At 45.7% G+C, this 16,097-nt stretch carries 17 protein-coding genes; 11 read left to right on the top strand and 6 right to left on the bottom strand.

All coding sequences use genetic code 11. The features are described from left to right. Positions 1–31 precede the first annotated feature (31 nt). The 8 genes from BLW39_RS03520 (at position 32) to BLW39_RS03485 (ending at position 7,164) form a co-directional block, all read left to right on the top strand. Entirely contained in the window at positions 32–1,312 is a 1,281-nt protein-coding gene (locus BLW39_RS03520) for an ATP-dependent helicase ComFA (RefSeq protein WP_059378585.1), read from the top strand. After that, positions 1,309–2,046 carry a ComF family protein gene (locus BLW39_RS03515; protein WP_074717759.1) on the top strand — a complete coding sequence of 246 codons (738 nt, stop codon included), beginning with the start codon at positions 1,309–1,311 and terminating at the stop codon, positions 2,044–2,046. Before BLW39_RS03520 ends, BLW39_RS03515 begins: the two co-directional genes overlap by 4 nt. 55 nt (positions 2,047–2,101) lie before the next feature. After that, positions 2,102–2,326 (top strand): DUF1146 family protein, encoded by a 225-nt coding sequence (locus BLW39_RS03510; protein ID WP_059378587.1) that lies wholly within the window; start codon positions 2,102–2,104, stop codon positions 2,324–2,326. A gap of 109 nt (positions 2,327–2,435) precedes the next feature. After that, the gene (gene mreB, locus BLW39_RS03505) at positions 2,436–3,419 is read left to right on the top strand and encodes a rod shape-determining protein (RefSeq protein WP_059378589.1); all 984 of its coding nucleotides are present in this window, start codon (positions 2,436–2,438) and stop codon (positions 3,417–3,419) included. 9 nt (positions 3,420–3,428) lie between these two features. After that, on the top strand, positions 3,429–3,638 hold the full coding sequence (locus tag BLW39_RS03500; RefSeq protein ID WP_059378591.1) for a DUF2969 family protein: 210 nt from the start codon (positions 3,429–3,431) through the stop codon (positions 3,636–3,638). 83 nt (positions 3,639–3,721) lie between these two features. Next, complete coding sequence (locus tag BLW39_RS03495) at positions 3,722–4,936, top strand: FtsW/RodA/SpoVE family cell cycle protein (protein WP_059378593.1); 1,215 nt, start codon at positions 3,722–3,724, stop codon at positions 4,934–4,936. Between the two features lie 9 nt (positions 4,937–4,945). Beyond that, the gene (locus tag BLW39_RS03490) at positions 4,946–5,929 is read left to right on the top strand and encodes a DUF2785 domain-containing protein (RefSeq protein ID WP_059378596.1); all 984 of its coding nucleotides are present in this window, start codon (positions 4,946–4,948) and stop codon (positions 5,927–5,929) included. An 89-nt stretch (positions 5,930–6,018) separates the two neighbouring features. Continuing rightward, on the top strand, positions 6,019–7,164 hold the full coding sequence (locus BLW39_RS03485) for a D-alanine--D-alanine ligase family protein (RefSeq protein WP_059378598.1): 1,146 nt from the start codon (positions 6,019–6,021) through the stop codon (positions 7,162–7,164). Between the two features lie 73 nt (positions 7,165–7,237). Here BLW39_RS03485 and BLW39_RS03480 read toward each other — a convergent pair whose 3' ends face one another. The 5 genes from BLW39_RS03480 to rpsD form a co-directional block, all read right to left on the bottom strand. Next, positions 7,238–7,678 carry a universal stress protein gene (locus tag BLW39_RS03480; protein ID WP_059378603.1) on the bottom strand — a complete coding sequence of 147 codons (441 nt, stop codon included), beginning with the start codon at positions 7,676–7,678 and terminating at the stop codon, positions 7,238–7,240. Positions 7,679–8,088: 410 nt separating this feature from the next. After that, positions 8,089–9,378, bottom strand: a complete 1,290-nt coding sequence (locus BLW39_RS03475; protein ID WP_059378606.1) for a replication-associated recombination protein A — start codon at positions 9,376–9,378, stop codon at positions 8,089–8,091. Positions 9,379–9,431: 53 nt separating this feature from the next. Beyond that, the gene (locus tag BLW39_RS03470) at positions 9,432–9,806 is read right to left on the bottom strand and encodes a DUF1694 domain-containing protein (protein ID WP_059378610.1); all 375 of its coding nucleotides are present in this window, start codon (positions 9,804–9,806) and stop codon (positions 9,432–9,434) included. A gap of 101 nt (positions 9,807–9,907) precedes the next feature. Continuing rightward, positions 9,908–10,162: a hypothetical protein gene (locus BLW39_RS03465; protein ID WP_059378615.1), complete on the bottom strand. Its 255-nt coding sequence runs from the start codon at positions 10,160–10,162 to the stop codon at positions 9,908–9,910. Between the two features lie 155 nt (positions 10,163–10,317). Further along, positions 10,318–10,929, bottom strand: a complete 612-nt coding sequence (gene rpsD, locus BLW39_RS03460; RefSeq protein WP_047974713.1) for a 30S ribosomal protein S4 — start codon at positions 10,927–10,929, stop codon at positions 10,318–10,320. A gap of 369 nt (positions 10,930–11,298) precedes the next feature. Between rpsD and BLW39_RS03455 the strand changes: the two genes are divergently transcribed. Next, positions 11,299–12,999: a septation ring formation regulator EzrA gene (locus BLW39_RS03455; RefSeq protein WP_059378618.1), complete on the top strand. Its 1,701-nt coding sequence runs from the start codon at positions 11,299–11,301 to the stop codon at positions 12,997–12,999. A 133-nt stretch (positions 13,000–13,132) separates the two neighbouring features. Then, on the top strand, positions 13,133–13,594 hold the full coding sequence (locus BLW39_RS03450; protein ID WP_059378620.1) for a hypothetical protein: 462 nt from the start codon (positions 13,133–13,135) through the stop codon (positions 13,592–13,594). A gap of 47 nt (positions 13,595–13,641) precedes the next feature. Here BLW39_RS03450 and BLW39_RS03445 read toward each other — a convergent pair whose 3' ends face one another. After that, positions 13,642–15,048 (bottom strand): APC family permease, encoded by a 1,407-nt coding sequence (locus tag BLW39_RS03445; RefSeq protein WP_059378623.1) that lies wholly within the window; start codon positions 15,046–15,048, stop codon positions 13,642–13,644. 109 nt (positions 15,049–15,157) lie between these two features. On the opposite strand from BLW39_RS03445, the gene BLW39_RS03440 reads away from it, so the two are divergent. Continuing rightward, on the top strand, positions 15,158–15,721 hold the full coding sequence (locus BLW39_RS03440) for a guanylate kinase (protein ID WP_059378625.1): 564 nt from the start codon (positions 15,158–15,160) through the stop codon (positions 15,719–15,721). The last annotated feature ends 376 nt before the right edge of the window (positions 15,722–16,097 follow it).

The following is a 16,097-nucleotide window of genomic DNA, read 5'->3' as shown; positions in this document are numbered from 1 at the left end:
ATCATGACGGCTAAGTTAGGAGGTCTTACAGATGGATGACACACTATTTTACGGCCGGCTAGTGACCTGGCCGCAGTCCGAACCAATTGATCGAGAGCATTATCAACTTTTGTCGGCCTTTGTTGGCAACCGGTGCCAGCGTTGTGGCCAAGACGACCGCGCATCCTTACCAAACGGCGGCTTTTACTGTCTAGCCTGTCTGAATTTGGGACGGGTAGCCAGCCATGATGTCTTATTAACGCTAGCGGAGCCAAATGATTTTCCAGCATATGGCAAAATGCCCTGGACGGGGCAGCTAACCGCCAGTCAAGGCCGGGTGAGCCAGGAATTAATTGATTCGTATCAAAAAGGGGAAGACCGGTTGGTCTGGGCGGTAACGGGTGCTGGTAAAACCGAAATGCTCTTTCCGCTTTTAGAACATGCCCTCCAAGGCCGTGGGCGCGTGGCCGTTCTGTCACCCCGAGTCGATGTTGTTTTAGAGTTGGCGCCGCGGTTGCGAGCCGCATTTGGCATTGAGATTCAGGTCTTACACGGTCACCAAGAAGAGCCGTACCAGTATGGACAGTTTGTTTTGGCGACGACTCATCAGGCGCTGCGTTTTCGGCAAGCCTTTGATTTAATTGTGATTGATGAGGTTGATGCTTTTCCGTATCGGGGTGATCCGGTTTTGAACTATGCCGTTAACCAAGCCCGTAAGCAAGGCGGTGTCCTGGTCTATCTGACGGCAACGCCAACACCAGACTTATTACGGCAGGTGCGGCAGGGGAAGTTGCGCCAATCGTATTTGCCAAGGCGATTTCATCAGGGTTTGCTCCCACAAATTCAGACCCGAAAGGTGGGGAATTGGCGCAAACGCTGTCCGCAGCGTTTGAAAGTGGTGGTCTTAGCCTGGCAACAGGAACAAATACCTTTCCTAGTTTTCGTTCCGCAGGTTAAGGACCTGGCCAATGTGGACAAATGTCTACAAAAAGTACTAAAAATCATGGGCGGAACAGTGCATGCTGGCGACCCGGACCGAGCCGCTAAGGTGTTGCGGTTGCGGTCAGGTGACTGGCGGTATTTAGTCACAACAACGATCCTGGAGCGGGGTGTGACTTTGCCGGGATTGGAGGTCGTGATTCTTGGTGCGGATGACCCGGTCTTTTCGACAGCCGCTTTGGTGCAAATTGCCGGTCGAGTTGCTCGGGCTAAAGAAAAACCAACTGGCTTGGTTTTAGCCCTAATTGAGGAGCCAACACTGGTTTTACGGCGAGCGCAACAGCAAATCGACCAACTTAATCAATTAGCCGAAGAAATGGGAGGGCAGTCATGAATTGTTTACTGTGCCAAGAATTTTTAGCCCAACAATCAAGCGCGCTTTCGTTGTTAACGGGTCGGCAGGCAGGATCAGACCTCGTTTGTTCCCGTTGCCTCAGTCAATTCACGCCGATTACTCGGGTGATTTGCTACGATTGTGGACGCGACAGTCTGCCAAATGAAGAAACGATTGACAAAATGTCTGATAATGAGACTAAGCCAGGCCAACAGCTCTGCCATGATTGTCAACGCTGGCAGGCCATGGGCCAGTCCTCCTTGCGACACCAGGCCCTTTACCGTTATGACGAACAAATGAAGGAGTATATGAGCCGCTATAAGTTTATTGGCGATTACCGTCTTCATCTTGTTTTTCAAAAAGAAATGCGCCAGGCCATTCGCCGGTTAATCAAGCAGGAACGAATTGACTGGGTAGTGCCGATTCCCTTGACCCAAAGTCGGTTGGCTAAACGCGGTTTTAATCAGGTCGAGCCCTTCCTGTCTGGCAAAGTGTTGGCCGGGTTGGTGACGAAAGAACAACAAAAGGTAGAGCAATCGAGTCTTGACCGCAAAAAGCGGATGGAGGGGGAACAGCCATTTAAATTAGCAGCAGGTGTTGGCCCGAATATTGTGAACAGAACAATCCTGTTAGTCGATGATATCTATACGACTGGCCGGACTTTGCATTATGCAGCCAGCTGTCTTTATCAAGCAGGTGCCGCTCAGGTCTTTTCGATTTCTTTAGCGCGCTAAGGTCACTGCTTGACAGCTAAAATTTGCTATAATAGAGGAACTAAAAGAGCAATTTATGTCACCTATTTTTACGTTTCTAATGACGGTCGTTGCCATCTACTTTACCTTTTATTTAATTCGACCAATTGATTTAACAAAGATATTGCCGCAAAGCCCCCGGAATGCAGCTTTATTAAAGGTTGTCTTAGCGACGATTATCGGATTTTTGCTGGCCACCGCTTTGGTTGGTTTGCTGAATGAGGCTTTACAAATTCCTAGCAGTCTTTTAAAAGATTTGTAAAGGATTCCGGCTGTAATTGGCTAAGTATGGTATAATTTAAAGGATTGTAGGGGCTATCGTCCTGATTTTTCCCCTACTGAACACGAATTTTTTTGGAGAAATAATAACCATGGCAAGAGATATTGGAATTGATTTAGGAACTGCCAACGTTTTGATTTATGTTGAAGGCGAAGGCGTTGTCCTTAACGAACCTTCAGTTGTCGCTGTTGACGATAAGACTGACCGCGTTTTGGCCGTTGGAGCCGAAGCCTACCGGATGGTTGGTCGGACACCTGGAAACATCCGTGCCGTTCGTCCATTGAAGGATGGTGTCATTTCTGACTTTGATATCACCGAAGCAATGTTGACTTACTTTGTGAACAAGTTGAATGTTAAAGGCTTCATGTCAAAGCCAAACATCATGATTTGTGCCCCAACGAACATCAGTGAAATCGAGCGTAAGGCCATCATTCAGGCCGCTGAAAAGGCTGGTGGTGCGAAGGTTTATTTGGATTACGAACCAAAGGTTGCTGCTATTGGTGCCGGTTTGGACATCTTTAAGCCAGTTGGCTCAATGGTTATCGACATGGGTGGTGGAACTTCTGATATCGCTATCTTGTCATTGGGTGACATCGTTGTTGCCGAATCAATCCGCGTTGCCGGTGATCGAATGAACATTGACATCGTGAACTACTTGAAGCGTGAACACGGCTTGGTAGTTGGTGAACGCTCAGCTGAAACGATTAAGATTGAAATCGGTTCTGCCTTGCAATCAGATAACCCAAAGACGATGACGGTTCGTGGTCGTGATAACTTTGAGGGGATGCCACAAACGATTACGGTGAACTCAAACGAAATCGAAACGGCTTTGCACGAAACATTGGTACAAATCGCTGACGCTGCCCACTTGGCTTTGTCAAAGTTGCCACCTGAATTGGCAGCAGACATCATCGATCGTGGTGTGATGTTGACTGGTGGTGGTGCCTTGCTAGACGGAATGGATCGCTTTATGGCCGACCGTTTGAGCGTGCCAGTCTTTGTATCAGAATCACCTTTGGACAACGTTGCCAAGGGAACTGGTGCATTGCTTGAACACATGATGGCTAAGGGATAAGGAGCAGTCATGAGCAAAAAAAATCAGAGCTTTGGGGTTTCTTTAGTAACAAAGGACGACCAAATCCAGGTTTTGGTTGATGACCAACCAATCGGCACAATCGAACAAAATCAGGGGAGCTACACTGGTGTTTTAGGCAAGCAAGTCGTTATTGCCACAGCTCAATCGACGGACGAAGCCTTACAGGCAATCCTTGCATCATTTAATCTCTACCATTAATTTTTAAAAGAATCCTTTGCTGGTTGTGGCAAGGGGTTTTTGTACATATAAATTAACTTAATTTTGTTAAAGGAAGTTTCACCATGCAGCAACGTCTCGCATCTCATAAAACCGACCGCCCATCTGCGTCAGAGTTAGATTGGGGAATGATTTTGATTCTCATCTTGCTGATGTTAATTGGCTTATACTCCCTCTATTTTGCGATTTTAAACGGTGGGAAGGACGCTTCACCGCTCAGGGCTGTCATTATGCAAGTTGCTTATTGGATTGCCGGGGCGATAATGATTGCCTTCATTATGCATTTTGACGCCTTTCAATTGTGGCGGTTAGCACCGATTTTGTATGGCCTTTGTTTTGTCTTACTAATTGCGGTTCTGATTTTCTATAACCGGGCCTTGTATGTGAATGCGGGGGCCAAGTCATGGATTGTGATTGGACCGATTTCGATTCAGCCGGCCGAATTTGTTAAACCATTTTACATTGTGATGCTGGCCAAAGTGGTTGCTAACCATAATCGCTTGTATCTAACCCACCAAGTTGAATCCGATTGGATCTTGTTGGCTAAAATTGCCGGTTGCTTTTTGCCAATCGCCTTCTTGATTGCCTTACAAAATGATTTGGGAACGTTACTAGTCTTTATGGCCATTACCGCCGGAGTGATTGTTGTTTCGGGAATTACTTGGCGCATTTTGGGCCCTTGCTTTGCGGCTGTTGGTGCCCTTGGATCATTGATGATTTTCTTGGTTGCTTCCACGATTGGTCGAACAATTCTTGGGGCAATGGGCTTCCAGGCTTATCAATTTGCCCGAATTGATGCTTGGTTACATCCCGGTCAGGATACGTCAAACACCGGCTATCAGACTTACCAAAACCTAAAGGCAATCGGTTCTGGTCAGCTCTTTGGTTCTGGTTTTGGAAACATGCGTGTTTTTGTGCCGGTGCGTGAATCAGATATGATTTTTTCAGTGATGGGGGAGTCATTTGGTTTCGTTGGTGGTGCCTTCCTAATCGCACTTTACTTCTTCTTGATTTACCGGATGATCAGGGCCACCTTTAAGGCGCGTAATGCCTTTTATGCCTATATCTCAACCGGGGTCATTATGATGGTGCTCTTCCACGTTTTTGAAAATGTGGGAATGAACATTGGGCTATTGCCTTTGACCGGAATTCCATTGCCTTTCATCTCGCAGGGAGGGTCATCACTTGTTTCCAACATGATTGGTGTTGGTTTGGTCATGTCGATGTCCTACCAGCAGCAAAGTCGGACCTTTAACGATACGAATGATTTTAATATGTAAAGGATGGCTATGGACGAACTTGCACTTATTCACGAAAAGACGAAAGGACTCTTGGAGCAACTGCGGAATGGGGACTTGTATGAGTCTCTGCCGGAGCTTCTCTTTGTCTTGAAGGAAAACGTTGACTTAGAACCTGCTGAGCCAACACCGCGTCCGAGTGATTCAATGGCAGCCATGGAGAAAATGAATGGCTATCAGGAACGCTGGGCTGAGGATATCTTTGAGCGTTCAATTTCGGATACTGACTTGCGCCAATTTGTGGAGCAATTAAAGTCACCTAGTGCGAAGATTCGTGATACCGGAACCTTTTTCTTCCTCGGTAATGCCATTCAGAATAATCATTTGACCAAAGAACAAATGGATTGGCTCACGGCTGAATTAATCGGTGACCAATTCTTGCTCAACCAAATTTTGGAAGAGGAAAATGATGGGGCTTATGGCCGGTCATTTGCACTGGCCATTTTAACGATTCTGTTAATTGCTGACCAACAAGCGGCAGAACCATTCATTTCGCCTGAATTGCTTTCGGCGATTGTTGAGCAAGTGGCACTTTATGCCCTTTTGGAGACGGACACCCGCGGCTTTGTTCCGGGACATGGTTGGGTACATGCCTATACCCATTTGTCCAATGTCTTAAGTGCCATCTTTGATCGAGCGGATGTCCCTCGAGCTGACAAACTCTTTTTGTTGGCCTGCCTGATGACGAACTTCCGCCAGGTGAATACGCCGCTGACGATGGGCGAAATCGGCCGCATCGTCGGTGTCATTCTAAGCTTAACCAAAAAGCACGCACTTTATGCGGAATATTTCCTGATGTCATTGAAATTATGGCGGCAAGACCTGGTGAATGAACCCTTCGCCCAAACACGGTCGCGCTGGCAAAAACTGTACATCCGGGTGGATTTCTTCCAGCAAATTTTGGCCTATGGTCCTGAAATGGTGCCGGAAAAAATTTGGGCTTATGTGCAAGAAACCAAAAATTATTTATCTTAACTTTGTGATTTAACCGGCCTTGAATCGGCCAAATCAAAAAATACTCATGACTACAGTGCCAAGCACTGCAGTGATAAAAGGAATTCGTTATGAGCAAGAAACATGTTGTCTTACTATTTGGTGGAAATTCTTCGGAACACGACGTTTCGAAGCGTTCAGCCTATAACTACTATCAGGCCTTGAAGCAAACTGGCAAGTATGATTTGTCGGTGATTGCCATTGCCCAAAACGGTTACTTCATTGACGCCGAGCGTTCATTTGAAATTATGAATCAGGCTGACGAAGGGCCATTGGTTGATGCCTACATGCAAACTGTCGCGCAAGACGAAATCTTGTCACCAATTGCTGCTTTGCAGGCCTTGCCAAAGATTGATATCTTTTTCCCGGTTGTCCATGGGAACTTGGGTGAAGATGGGACTTTGCAAGGGTTGTTCCGCTTGTTGCAAAAGCCTTATGTTGGGGCATCTTTGCGCGGCCATGCGATTTCTTTTGATAAGGTGATTACCAAGGAAATCTTGACGGCCAACGGCATTCGTAACACGAAGTACCTGGTGACTTATCAAAACGACGAACAGCCATTGACTTGGGCCAAGGTTGAAAAGGAATTGGGTTCACCAGTCTTTGTGAAGGCTGCCAACCAGGGCTCATCCGTTGGAATTTCTCGCGCAGAAAATGAAGCGGAGTTCGAGGCTGCTTTGGCGGATTCCTTCCAGTATGACCGCAAGGTCTTGGTTGAAGCGGCTGTGAACGGTCCGCGCGAATTGGAAGTTGGTGTAATCGGTAATGATGACATCTTAGTTTCCGAAATTGGGGCCCACCAAGTGCCTGATCAAGGTGGCGATGGTAAGGGTTGGTACGATTACCAATCAAAGTTCGTTGACAACTCAGCCGTTTCCTTTGAAATTCCTGCTAAATTGCCGGAAGAAGTGACGGCAGAAATTAAGGCGATGGCTAAAAAGGCTTATCAGGTCTTGAACCTTGCCGGCGAAGCCCGGATGGATTTCTTGATTGATAATAATAACGTGCCATATTTGGGTGAACCAAACACGTTGCCTGGCTTCACAAATATGTCATTGTTCAAGCGTCTTTGGGATTATTCTAATATCGACAACGCTAAGTTAGCCGATATGATGGTTCAGTATGGCTTTGAGGCCTTTGACCGCGATCAACAAATTTCTTACTCATTTGAATCTTTGGGTGAAGAAAAGGTTGGAACCTTTAATGGTAAAAAATAACAAATAAAAGAGACTTTTCTTGGGAGAAAAGTCTCTTTTTTGTTGGTAATCAATAATAGTGTTTGCTCAGGCGTCAGGCGCGGACGACTAAGACATCAATTTTAGCGGAATGGGTAACGTAGGCAGTGACGGAACCAATGACAATCCGTTCCATCGCATTAAGGCCAGTGGCACCAATCACAATCAAATCGGCCTTGATTTCTTCTGGCAAATCGTCAGCAATCATAGCGCGTGGGGAACCGTAATCGATTCGGTAACTAACGTCGGTCACGCCAGCATCTTGGGCTCGCTTTTTATACGTTTCGAGGGATTGGCGGGAATCTTCGGCCATGGTATCAAGCATTGAATTATCAAAGGAACTGATATTTTGAATGGCCCGAGTGTCAATCACGTTGGCAATTGTCAGACGAACATTCTGCCCCTCCTTGGCCAGTGCAATGGCTCGGTTCAAAGCAGCTTCGGCTTCCTTTGAACCATCCACCGGAACTAAAATGTTGTGATAGAATGCTGTCATGGAAAAATACCTCGCTTTCTACCCACATTATAGTCTTTTGCGACTTGAATAAAAAGCAATAAAAAAAGCCCGCCCGAAGGCAGGCCGTGGGTCATGCCCACGATACTCTTTTGGCACCGTTAACCGTCGCTCAGATTTTCCTCGAGTTTATCGAGGTGGGCGTTTCACTTGTGGTTTTGACTACCAAACGAAAGGGCATGTCATTGCCGTGAAGATCCCCGTCCAAATAAAAAGGGTGTAAGGAAAAAGCTGTAAATGCAACAATGCGTATACCAGAGTATTCATATATAGTATACCCGTTGATTTATAAAATACTAGTCTTGACATTCATACTTTTGTGAGTAAAATGTCTATCGCCTGTTTTGGCTTGTTCCCTAGTATTACCATACCAATTGATTAATTGGTCTAGTTCACTTGAGGCCGTCATCTTGCTGCTTTTTTAGGCTCTGGTTGACCTCTTTTAGCTGCTTTTCAAAGGTCGAATTCCCCTTAGGCTGGAAGTAACGGTCCGTGGCAATGCCGTCCGGCAAATATTGTTGAGCCACCCAATCGTTTGGATAGTCATGGGGGTAAATATACTCATTACCATGGCCAAGTTTTTCAGCACCCTTGTAATGACTATCGCGCAAGTGATTTGGAATTGCCTGGGCTTTGGCTCGGCCAGCCTGAGCAATGGCTGCATCCATTGCGGTGTAGGCCGAATTTGACTTTGGTGAAAGCGCCAACTCGATGATGGCATTGGCCAGTGGAATCCGCGCTTCCGGCAAACCGAGTTTTTCGGCGGTTTGAATGGCCGTGACGGCGCGTTGCGCTCCATTAGGATTAGCCAGGCCGATGTCTTCATAGGCAATTACAATCAAGCGGCGCACCAAGATTTGCAAATCACCAGCAATAATCAACCGGGCCGCATAGTGTAGGGCGGCATCGACATCCGAACCGCGGATTGACTTTTGCAAAGCGGAAATAATGTCGTAGTGCGCATCACCATCCTTGTCGGCGACGAGGGCCTGGCGCTGAGTCGTTTCTTCGACTACGGCCAAGGTAATCTGAATCACGCCATCGTCGTCTGGCTTGGTTGATAGGACCGCTAGTTCGAGTGAATTCAAGGCAGAGCGGAGGTCGCCATTGGTAGCCTGACTCAAATGATTCAAAGCTTCCTCTGACAAATGGGTCTGGTACTGACCGAGACCATTTTCTTGATCGCTAAGGGCACGCCTAATGGCCACCTTAATGTCTTCTTGGGATAGCGGTTGTACCTGAAAAATTTGTGTCCGCGAGCGAATGGCTGGTGTGACGTTCAAATAAGGATTTTCAGTCGTGGCCCCAATTAAAATAATCGCCCCGGATTCGAGGTGGGGTAGCAAGAAATCTTGTTTCACCTTATTCAGGCGGTGAATTTCATCCAAAAGCAAAACGACTGTGCCAGACATTTTGGCTTCTTCGGCCACAACTTGGAGGTCCTTTTGCGAATCGGTCGCCGCGTTGAGGGCCCGAAAGGCGTAATGAGTCGACCCGGCAATTGCCGAGGCAATCGAGGTCTTACCAGTTCCTGGGGGTCCATACAAAATCATCGAGGATAGGCGCTTGGCTTCAACCATTCGCCAGATAATCTTGTTTGGCCCAACCAGGTCTTGTTGGCCGACGATTTCTTCAATTTTTTGTGGCCGCATCCGGTAGGCCAATGGTTTTTGTCCGGGCATGGCAGTCTTCCTTCTAAAATTAAATGAAAGAGCCGACATTGGTCGGCTCTTGATTATAAATCAATACTTTCTTGGTTAACCGCTGTTTTGGCAGTCAAAACGACGGCATAAGGGTCATCGGTTTGTGTTGTTTTTTCACTGTTCGAAAGTAGGGTATAGGCGTGATTGGTGCTGACGGCCATCATCAAATAGTCCGTGTAGGCAGCGCCGCAGGCATCTTGATCAATCAAGAGCGTGGTATCCGGCCAATTATTGAGGGCGGCTTTCAATTTTTCTTGAGCATCGCCGTAGTCAACCCGTGATTGCTTCACGGCTGCTACGACTCGTTCGCGAAAGGTGCCAAGATATAAGCGCTGTTCGTCCGGGTTAATCTTTGGACCACCAGTACCTTGCTGTGCTTGTTCCAAGCGGCTATTGACATCATCCATTGTGACTGTCCTCCTGTTTCTTATACTTCAATTATACGGAAAAAGTCAGCAAGACACAAAAAAACCGCTGAATAATCAGCGGTTAACCAACAGAAAATGGCTTATTGTTTGCTTCTTGTTTGAAAAATCATGACGGCTCCAGCACCAATTAGAAAGCCACCAAAGGTATACCAGTCTTGACCCTTGAGTGAGCTGACTGCCGTTATAATCAGACCGACCACAATGTAAGAGCCACCAAAAGCTAGTGCTAGTTTTCGGCGCGAGCTCTGCTTTTGAATTTTTTGAATACGCCTCACGGGGACGAAGGTAATCCAAACGAAGATAAATAAGATGACAAAATTATATAACCAGGACATTTTTCTCTCCTAACTCCAGTAAAAATTTCTGCTTATTCTACTTTAACATTTTTTTCTAGAATTAAAAGGGCAATGATAATTTGCCCGTCAATTTTTTAGACAAACAAAAAACCACTGCGATAGCAGTGGTTTTCCAACCTGTAAGAGATAAAAGATTAGCCCAAACGGTTGTAGTATTCGACGATCAAAGCTTCGTTGATGTCAGCATCCAATTCTTCACGTTCAGGCAAACGAACGAAAGTACCTTCAAGCTTGTCGGCATCAAATGAAACGAATTGTGGACGTGAAACTACTGATTCAACAGCAATTTGGATTGGCACAATGTTCTTTGACTTTTCGCGAACAGAGATAACTTGGCCAGGAACAACTTCGTATGATGGAATATCAACGCGCTTACCATCAACCAAGATGTGGCCGTGGTTTACCAATTGACGTGCTTGTTGGCGAGTAGTTGCCAAACCAAGACGGTAAACCAATGAGTCCAAACGGCGTTCCAAGAAGATCATGAAGTTAGTACCGTGAGTACCTTGACGAACCTTGCCGGCCTTGTTGAACAATGAGTGGAATTGACGTTCAGTCAAACCATAAGTGAAACGCAACTTTTGCTTTTCGCGCAATTGCATTCCATATTCAGAAACCTTTCCGCGACGGCCTTGGCCATGGTCACCAGGTGCGTAGGCACGACGTGACAATTCCTTACCAGTTCCAGAAAGTGAAACACCCAAACGACGTGAGATACGCCATTTTGGTCCAGTATAACGTGACATGTATATGTCCTCCAAAATGTATTTTGCTGTACATTTGAGGGCCGGCACCAGATGCGTGCAGCGTCAAGAAAAATCGTTTCTCAGTGACTGTAGCTAAGTCCTTACTAACGAGTTGAGACGTTGTTGACGCGCTTCTTTACCGACTGCTACTCAATACAACTCCTACTAGTATAGCGAATGCCCGGCAAAAAGGCAAGCTTGGCGGGCAGAATCCGTTAAATTTGTCAGCGTTATGAAACGCAGTTGTAAAGGATAGTCCTAGAAAGGTTTAAAAATCTTAAGAAAGGGATAAAAGCATTGAGGATGCGCCGATTATTACTGGTTTTAGTGTATTGTAAAGATAATAAATAAGGATGAGGGTTAGTACATATGTGGATTATTATTACCATCATCGTCATTGTAGCTCTTGTTATCGGCCTAGTTTGGGCGGTTCTCGCACAGCGTCAAGCAGCATCACAAGTCGGCGATTTTAATTTAGCTAAAAAAGCTTTAATGGATGAAAATGTCGCAAAAGGTTTAGTGGCAGCACGAAAAATCGCTCTAACGGGACAGTCTTTGCACGATTATCAAGAGCTTGAAAAAATGTATAAGCAATTGCGCGACCGGCAATTCTTGGCAATTGACCATGAAATTAGTCAGGCAACTCGGTTAGCGGCTGGTTTAAATGTTTGGAAAACTCGGCAATCACTGCAATCATTGCTTGATTTGATGACGGAAGCGGCTTCCTTGCAGAAATCAATTGTGAACGGCTTGGACCGAATTGAAAAGCAAAATCAATTGAACCACCGAGCTATTGATCAGCTACACGAAGAGTATCCAAAAATTCGTGAAAAGGTTTTGCATGATCTGGATTCCTTTGGCCCTGCGTCTGCAAAGTTGATGGAGCTGTTGGAACAAGAAGAACAGTCCTATCAAGATTATCAACAGTATATTGAAGATGGCGATAAGGTTAAGGCGGCTGAAGTTTTTGAAGAACTTGGTTTTGAGAGTAGCCAGATTTTGGACTATATGCAAAACCTCCCGGGCCTTTTTCAGCAGTTGAATCAGAAGTATCTCGATCAAATGAATGAAATCAGCGATAGCTGGACGGATCTGGTTGACCGCGGGGTGATTTTTGCTGAAGATCAAATTCAAAAGGGCCTGGATCAAGTTGACGCTAACCGTTTGAAGGGACTTCAAGCCATTCGTGAATTAAAGTTGAAGGAAGCTAATTCCTTGTCGCGGGACGTTAATGAACAAATTCAGGGGCTGTATGACCTCTTGGAACAAGAATACAAGGCCTACAATTTTTACTTTAAGCAGCAAGAACAGTTCAGTGAAAAGTTTGATCGGGTGAAGGAACAAAACCATTCATTAATGCTTGAGTTGACCTACTTGCGTGGCCGTTTTGCCTTAACTCATGGTGAAGACGACCGACAAAACGAATATAAAGACGAAATTGAGGGAATTGTTGGCCGGCAAAAGTCAGTTCAAGAATCTTTGAAGGCCAAAGAAATTGGCTACACGGAGGCAGTGGAAGAACAGGGAAAGTGGTTGTCCTTGCTCGAACAGCTGGATGAAGACCAAGTGGCTCTGTTCAAACAGATTGAGGAATTCCAGCCGGCTTTGGCCTCAGCCAAGAAGCATAGTGTCGACTATATTGATCAAATCAGAGGATTGAAGCGGTCGTTGGAACGACGCGATTTGCCTGGGTTGCCAGCAGAATTTTTGGACCAATTCTTCTCAGTTAGTGATGAAATGAAGCGCCTGGACGAAGCGGTTGCAGCTAGCGAAGTTGGTTTGGATGATGTTCAGCGTCAATTAAACATTGTGGCAGCGGACTTTGATACGCTGAAGGAAGCGGCTTTGGATGTGCTTGTTCAAGCTGACCTGGCGGTCTCACTCCTGCAGTATTCAAACCGTTATCGGGATGATGAGCAGGTTGCTCAGGCAATTAAGTCAGGCCAGGCCCTTTATCAAGACGACTTTGACTATGCCGGGGTGGTGAACTTGCTGCGCCCCGCCTTAACAAATGTGGAACCAGGTGCCTACGAACGACTAGTACAAAATCGCGATACAATTGAACTATAAATAGTAGTAAATAAAAAGGATGGTTAATCGTTTGATGACCATCCTTTTTTATTGCCGATATTTTTACTTGTTATTATTCTAAATAAAATGATATACTGCCCCCAAGAAACGTAGTGAGAGATTGGGGGAGATGATGAAGAAGAAAGTATGGATTGGAATGATTGCGGTTGTGCTGACTTTTGTTATTTTTGTAGCGGGCAGCCGGCTGACTGGTAATGCTGATAAAAGCCAAAGCAGTGGTAATCACGCGTCAAAAAGCAGCCAAATTGCTCAAAACAAAAGTGAGCAGAGCAGCCAAGCGGCTACTTCATCGGCAACCAGTAATGCCAGTCAACCAACAAATGTGATTGCACCAACCGAATCATTGAAGGTTTCCGGAACACAGGCGGCGGGTAAGGGTCCTGCAGTTAATAGTGCAACCGATGCTGAGGCGCTGGTTAAATTTATCTTAGGTGATAACCAGACCTTGAGGCCGGAGGCAAGCGCCAAGAATGACGGCTCATATGACGTCAAAGTATTTTCTACTGCAGCTGCCAATAAAGTGGTCGGCGACTACCAAGTGGCGGCCGACGGCACGTATCAGGTCCAGAACTAATTTGCCAAAGAAAAAAGAGTCGACTGTCAAGTCGGCTCTTTTATTGATTATTTCTGATTAAGAGAAGAGTGGCGGATACCGTAACTAAAGTACCAAACCAAGCCAATCACAACCCAAATTCCGTAAAGCTTAAGCGTTTCCAATGGCAAACGTAGAATCAAAACCAATGAAAGGATAGCGGCTAAGGCTGGCAACATAGGGTAAAGTGGCATCTTGAAGCCCTTGTGTGCCAAGTCCTTGCGGCGGCGGAGGAAGATAACCCCTAAACTAATGAAGAAGAAGGCGGTTAAGGTTCCGATATTGATCAGGCTTGCTAGGGTACTCAATGGCACCAAACCAGCGATAAAGGCTTCAACTGCGACCGCCAGGATAATGGCGTTTTGTGGTAGGCGGTGCTTACCGTTCACCTTACCGAGTCCCTTTGGTAGCAAACCATCACGACCAAATGAGTAAGCCAAACGTGATGAGGCAAAAATCAAGGCCAAAACAGCGGTGAACATTCCAATCAATGCCCCGATTGTAATCACAACCGAGAATTGTGTTTGCTTAACTGCCTGCAAGGCAAAGGCGGCTGGATCATCAACGCCAAGCTTCTTGTAGTTAACGATTCCCGTCAAAACAATGGCGAAGAGGGTATACAAGACGGCTGAAATGGCAACCGTTCCCAAGATACCGCGTGACATTGTCTTGGTTGGGTTCTTAACTTCGGCTGCGTGAGCGGCGATTGTATCAAAACCAAGGAACGAGAAGATGATGGAAGCAGTCGCTGCCGTAATCCCACCAAGTCCTAGGAAACCAGTTTGGAATTGCTTAGGATAAAAATCAACGTAGTTATGTCCCTTAATAAAGAAGGCGCCACCGATAATGAAGAGGGCGATGATTGCCACTTTCAAAACAACCCCAGCGTTTTCAATCTTTTTTGATTGACTCACACCCGCAAATAAAATCACGGCTGAAATCAAAATAATAATGACGGCCATCAAGTTGATGACACCACCTTGACCGGGTCCAGCTTGTAAAGCGGTTGGCAATGACCAACCCATTTGCCCAAGCAAGTTATTGAAGTAAGCTGAAAATCCGGTAGCGATAGCTGATACGGCAAGGAAGTATTCAAGGATTAATGACCAACCAAGGACCCAACCGATGACCTCACCATAAATTACGGAACCGTATGAATAGGCGGAACCGGCAACGGGCATTGCTGAAGAAAATTCGGCGAAGGCCATTCCACAGATTCCGGAAAAGATAGCGGCGATTAGAAAGGCGACGGAAACTGCAGGGCCAGCGTTAGTGGCGGCTTCGTGTCCGGGAAGAATAAAGATTCCTGAACCAATCACGGTTCCAACTCCCAATCCAATCAAATCTTTTGTTGTTAACACGCGGTCCATTTGCTGGTCCTTTTCCAAGTAACCAGTGACGGATTCACGTGCAAACGCTCTTTTTAGTATTTGCATGTTGTTTCTCACCTTTTTTTAATATAACCGCTACAATTGTACCAACTTTTAACTGGCTTGTCGATTCTGATGATGATAAGATTGGGGAAATGGATTTAGGGAGAGGAAAATGTCTGAAAAACGGGTGATTGTTTTGACTGGTCCTGCCGGTGCGGGAAAAACATCGATTGCTACTTATTTAAAGGAAAAATGGGGAATCCCACAGGTGATTACTCATACCACTCGGGCCAAGCGGACGGGCGAAGTGGATGGTGTTGATTACTACTTTGAAACAGAAGAAAGTTTTCCCAAGAATCACTACCTTGAATCTGTTCATTATGGGCAAGCTAATTATGGTTCTTCTATAGAAGGATTGGAAAAGGCTTGGCAAGAAAATTCTTTTGCTTCTATTGTATTGGATACAAAGGGAGCCGAAACGTACCTATCCGTTTTAAAGGAACAAGCTTGGGTTTGGTATGTCACGATTCAAGACCTCGATAAGCTGGAGAAACGCTTGGTTGAACGAGGAGACCATGAAAGTGAAGTGAAGAAGCGGTTGAATTCAGCTGAATTCCGTCGTGACCTCACCCTGCCAAAGGAGTTAGCTGGCCATGCAGAGGTCTTAGTTAATGATGAATGGCAGTTAACCTGTCAACGAGTTGATACGTTAATCAAAGGGTCAAAACACTCGTAAGCTTTTCTTAATAAAATCTCTGAAAAAAACAGTTGACTCAAACGGCGCAAGCCAGTATACTAGTTATTGTTCGTTACGAAGCGAAGGTGCTTCTAACGAGGAGCTGGGGTCTGGCAACAGGAACCGGACAACAAAAAGTTTTCCAAAAAGTCATTGACAAGCGTTGATGATTCAGGTAAACTAAATGAGTTGCCCTAACAAGGCATCGCACATTGAAAACTGAACAAAACTTTGAACAAACAAATCTGTAACGGTGGCTACTTGGTAAGTAGTCACAAACAAATTTGCGAAGTCAATTCGTAACAAACAATAAACGGATAGGCGTTATCGAGAGATAATAACTAGTCAGTTTAATCGAAGAGCAATCTTCAAACTT

Origin of the sequence: Fructobacillus pseudoficulneus, from assembly GCF_900108455.1 — a bacterium.
Classification (GTDB): Bacteria; Bacillota; Bacilli; order Lactobacillales; family Lactobacillaceae; genus Fructobacillus; species Fructobacillus pseudoficulneus.
This window is presented reverse-complemented; position numbering and strand designations above follow the sequence as displayed.

What these genes read in the sequence shown, in the direction of transcription:
- BLW39_RS03520 (WP_059378585.1), top strand. Translation starts at nt 32, where the DNA reads ATGGATGACACACTATTTTACGGCCGGCTAGTGACCTGGCCGCAGTCC.
- BLW39_RS03515 (WP_074717759.1), top strand. Translation starts at nt 1,309, where the DNA reads ATGAATTGTTTACTGTGCCAAGAATTTTTAGCCCAACAATCAAGCGCG.
- BLW39_RS03510 (WP_059378587.1), top strand. Translation starts at nt 2,102, where the DNA reads ATGTCACCTATTTTTACGTTTCTAATGACGGTCGTTGCCATCTACTTT.
- mreB (WP_059378589.1), top strand. Translation starts at nt 2,436, where the DNA reads ATGGCAAGAGATATTGGAATTGATTTAGGAACTGCCAACGTTTTGATT.
- BLW39_RS03500 (WP_059378591.1), top strand. Translation starts at nt 3,429, where the DNA reads ATGAGCAAAAAAAATCAGAGCTTTGGGGTTTCTTTAGTAACAAAGGAC.
- BLW39_RS03495 (WP_059378593.1), top strand. Translation starts at nt 3,722, where the DNA reads ATGCAGCAACGTCTCGCATCTCATAAAACCGACCGCCCATCTGCGTCA.
- BLW39_RS03490 (WP_059378596.1), top strand. Translation starts at nt 4,946, where the DNA reads ATGGACGAACTTGCACTTATTCACGAAAAGACGAAAGGACTCTTGGAG.
- BLW39_RS03485 (WP_059378598.1), top strand. Translation starts at nt 6,019, where the DNA reads ATGAGCAAGAAACATGTTGTCTTACTATTTGGTGGAAATTCTTCGGAA.
- BLW39_RS03480 (WP_059378603.1), bottom strand. Translation starts at nt 7,678, where the DNA reads ATGACAGCATTCTATCACAACATTTTAGTTCCGGTGGATGGTTCAAAG.
- BLW39_RS03475 (WP_059378606.1), bottom strand. Translation starts at nt 9,378, where the DNA reads ATGCCCGGACAAAAACCATTGGCCTACCGGATGCGGCCACAAAAAATT.
- BLW39_RS03470 (WP_059378610.1), bottom strand. Translation starts at nt 9,806, where the DNA reads ATGGATGATGTCAATAGCCGCTTGGAACAAGCACAGCAAGGTACTGGT.
- BLW39_RS03465 (WP_059378615.1), bottom strand. Translation starts at nt 10,162, where the DNA reads ATGTCCTGGTTATATAATTTTGTCATCTTATTTATCTTCGTTTGGATT.
- rpsD (WP_047974713.1), bottom strand. Translation starts at nt 10,929, where the DNA reads ATGTCACGTTATACTGGACCAAAATGGCGTATCTCACGTCGTTTGGGT.
- BLW39_RS03455 (WP_059378618.1), top strand. Translation starts at nt 11,299, where the DNA reads ATGTGGATTATTATTACCATCATCGTCATTGTAGCTCTTGTTATCGGC.
- BLW39_RS03450 (WP_059378620.1), top strand. Translation starts at nt 13,133, where the DNA reads ATGAAGAAGAAAGTATGGATTGGAATGATTGCGGTTGTGCTGACTTTT.
- BLW39_RS03445 (WP_059378623.1), bottom strand. Translation starts at nt 15,048, where the DNA reads ATGCAAATACTAAAAAGAGCGTTTGCACGTGAATCCGTCACTGGTTAC.
- BLW39_RS03440 (WP_059378625.1), top strand. Translation starts at nt 15,158, where the DNA reads ATGTCTGAAAAACGGGTGATTGTTTTGACTGGTCCTGCCGGTGCGGGA.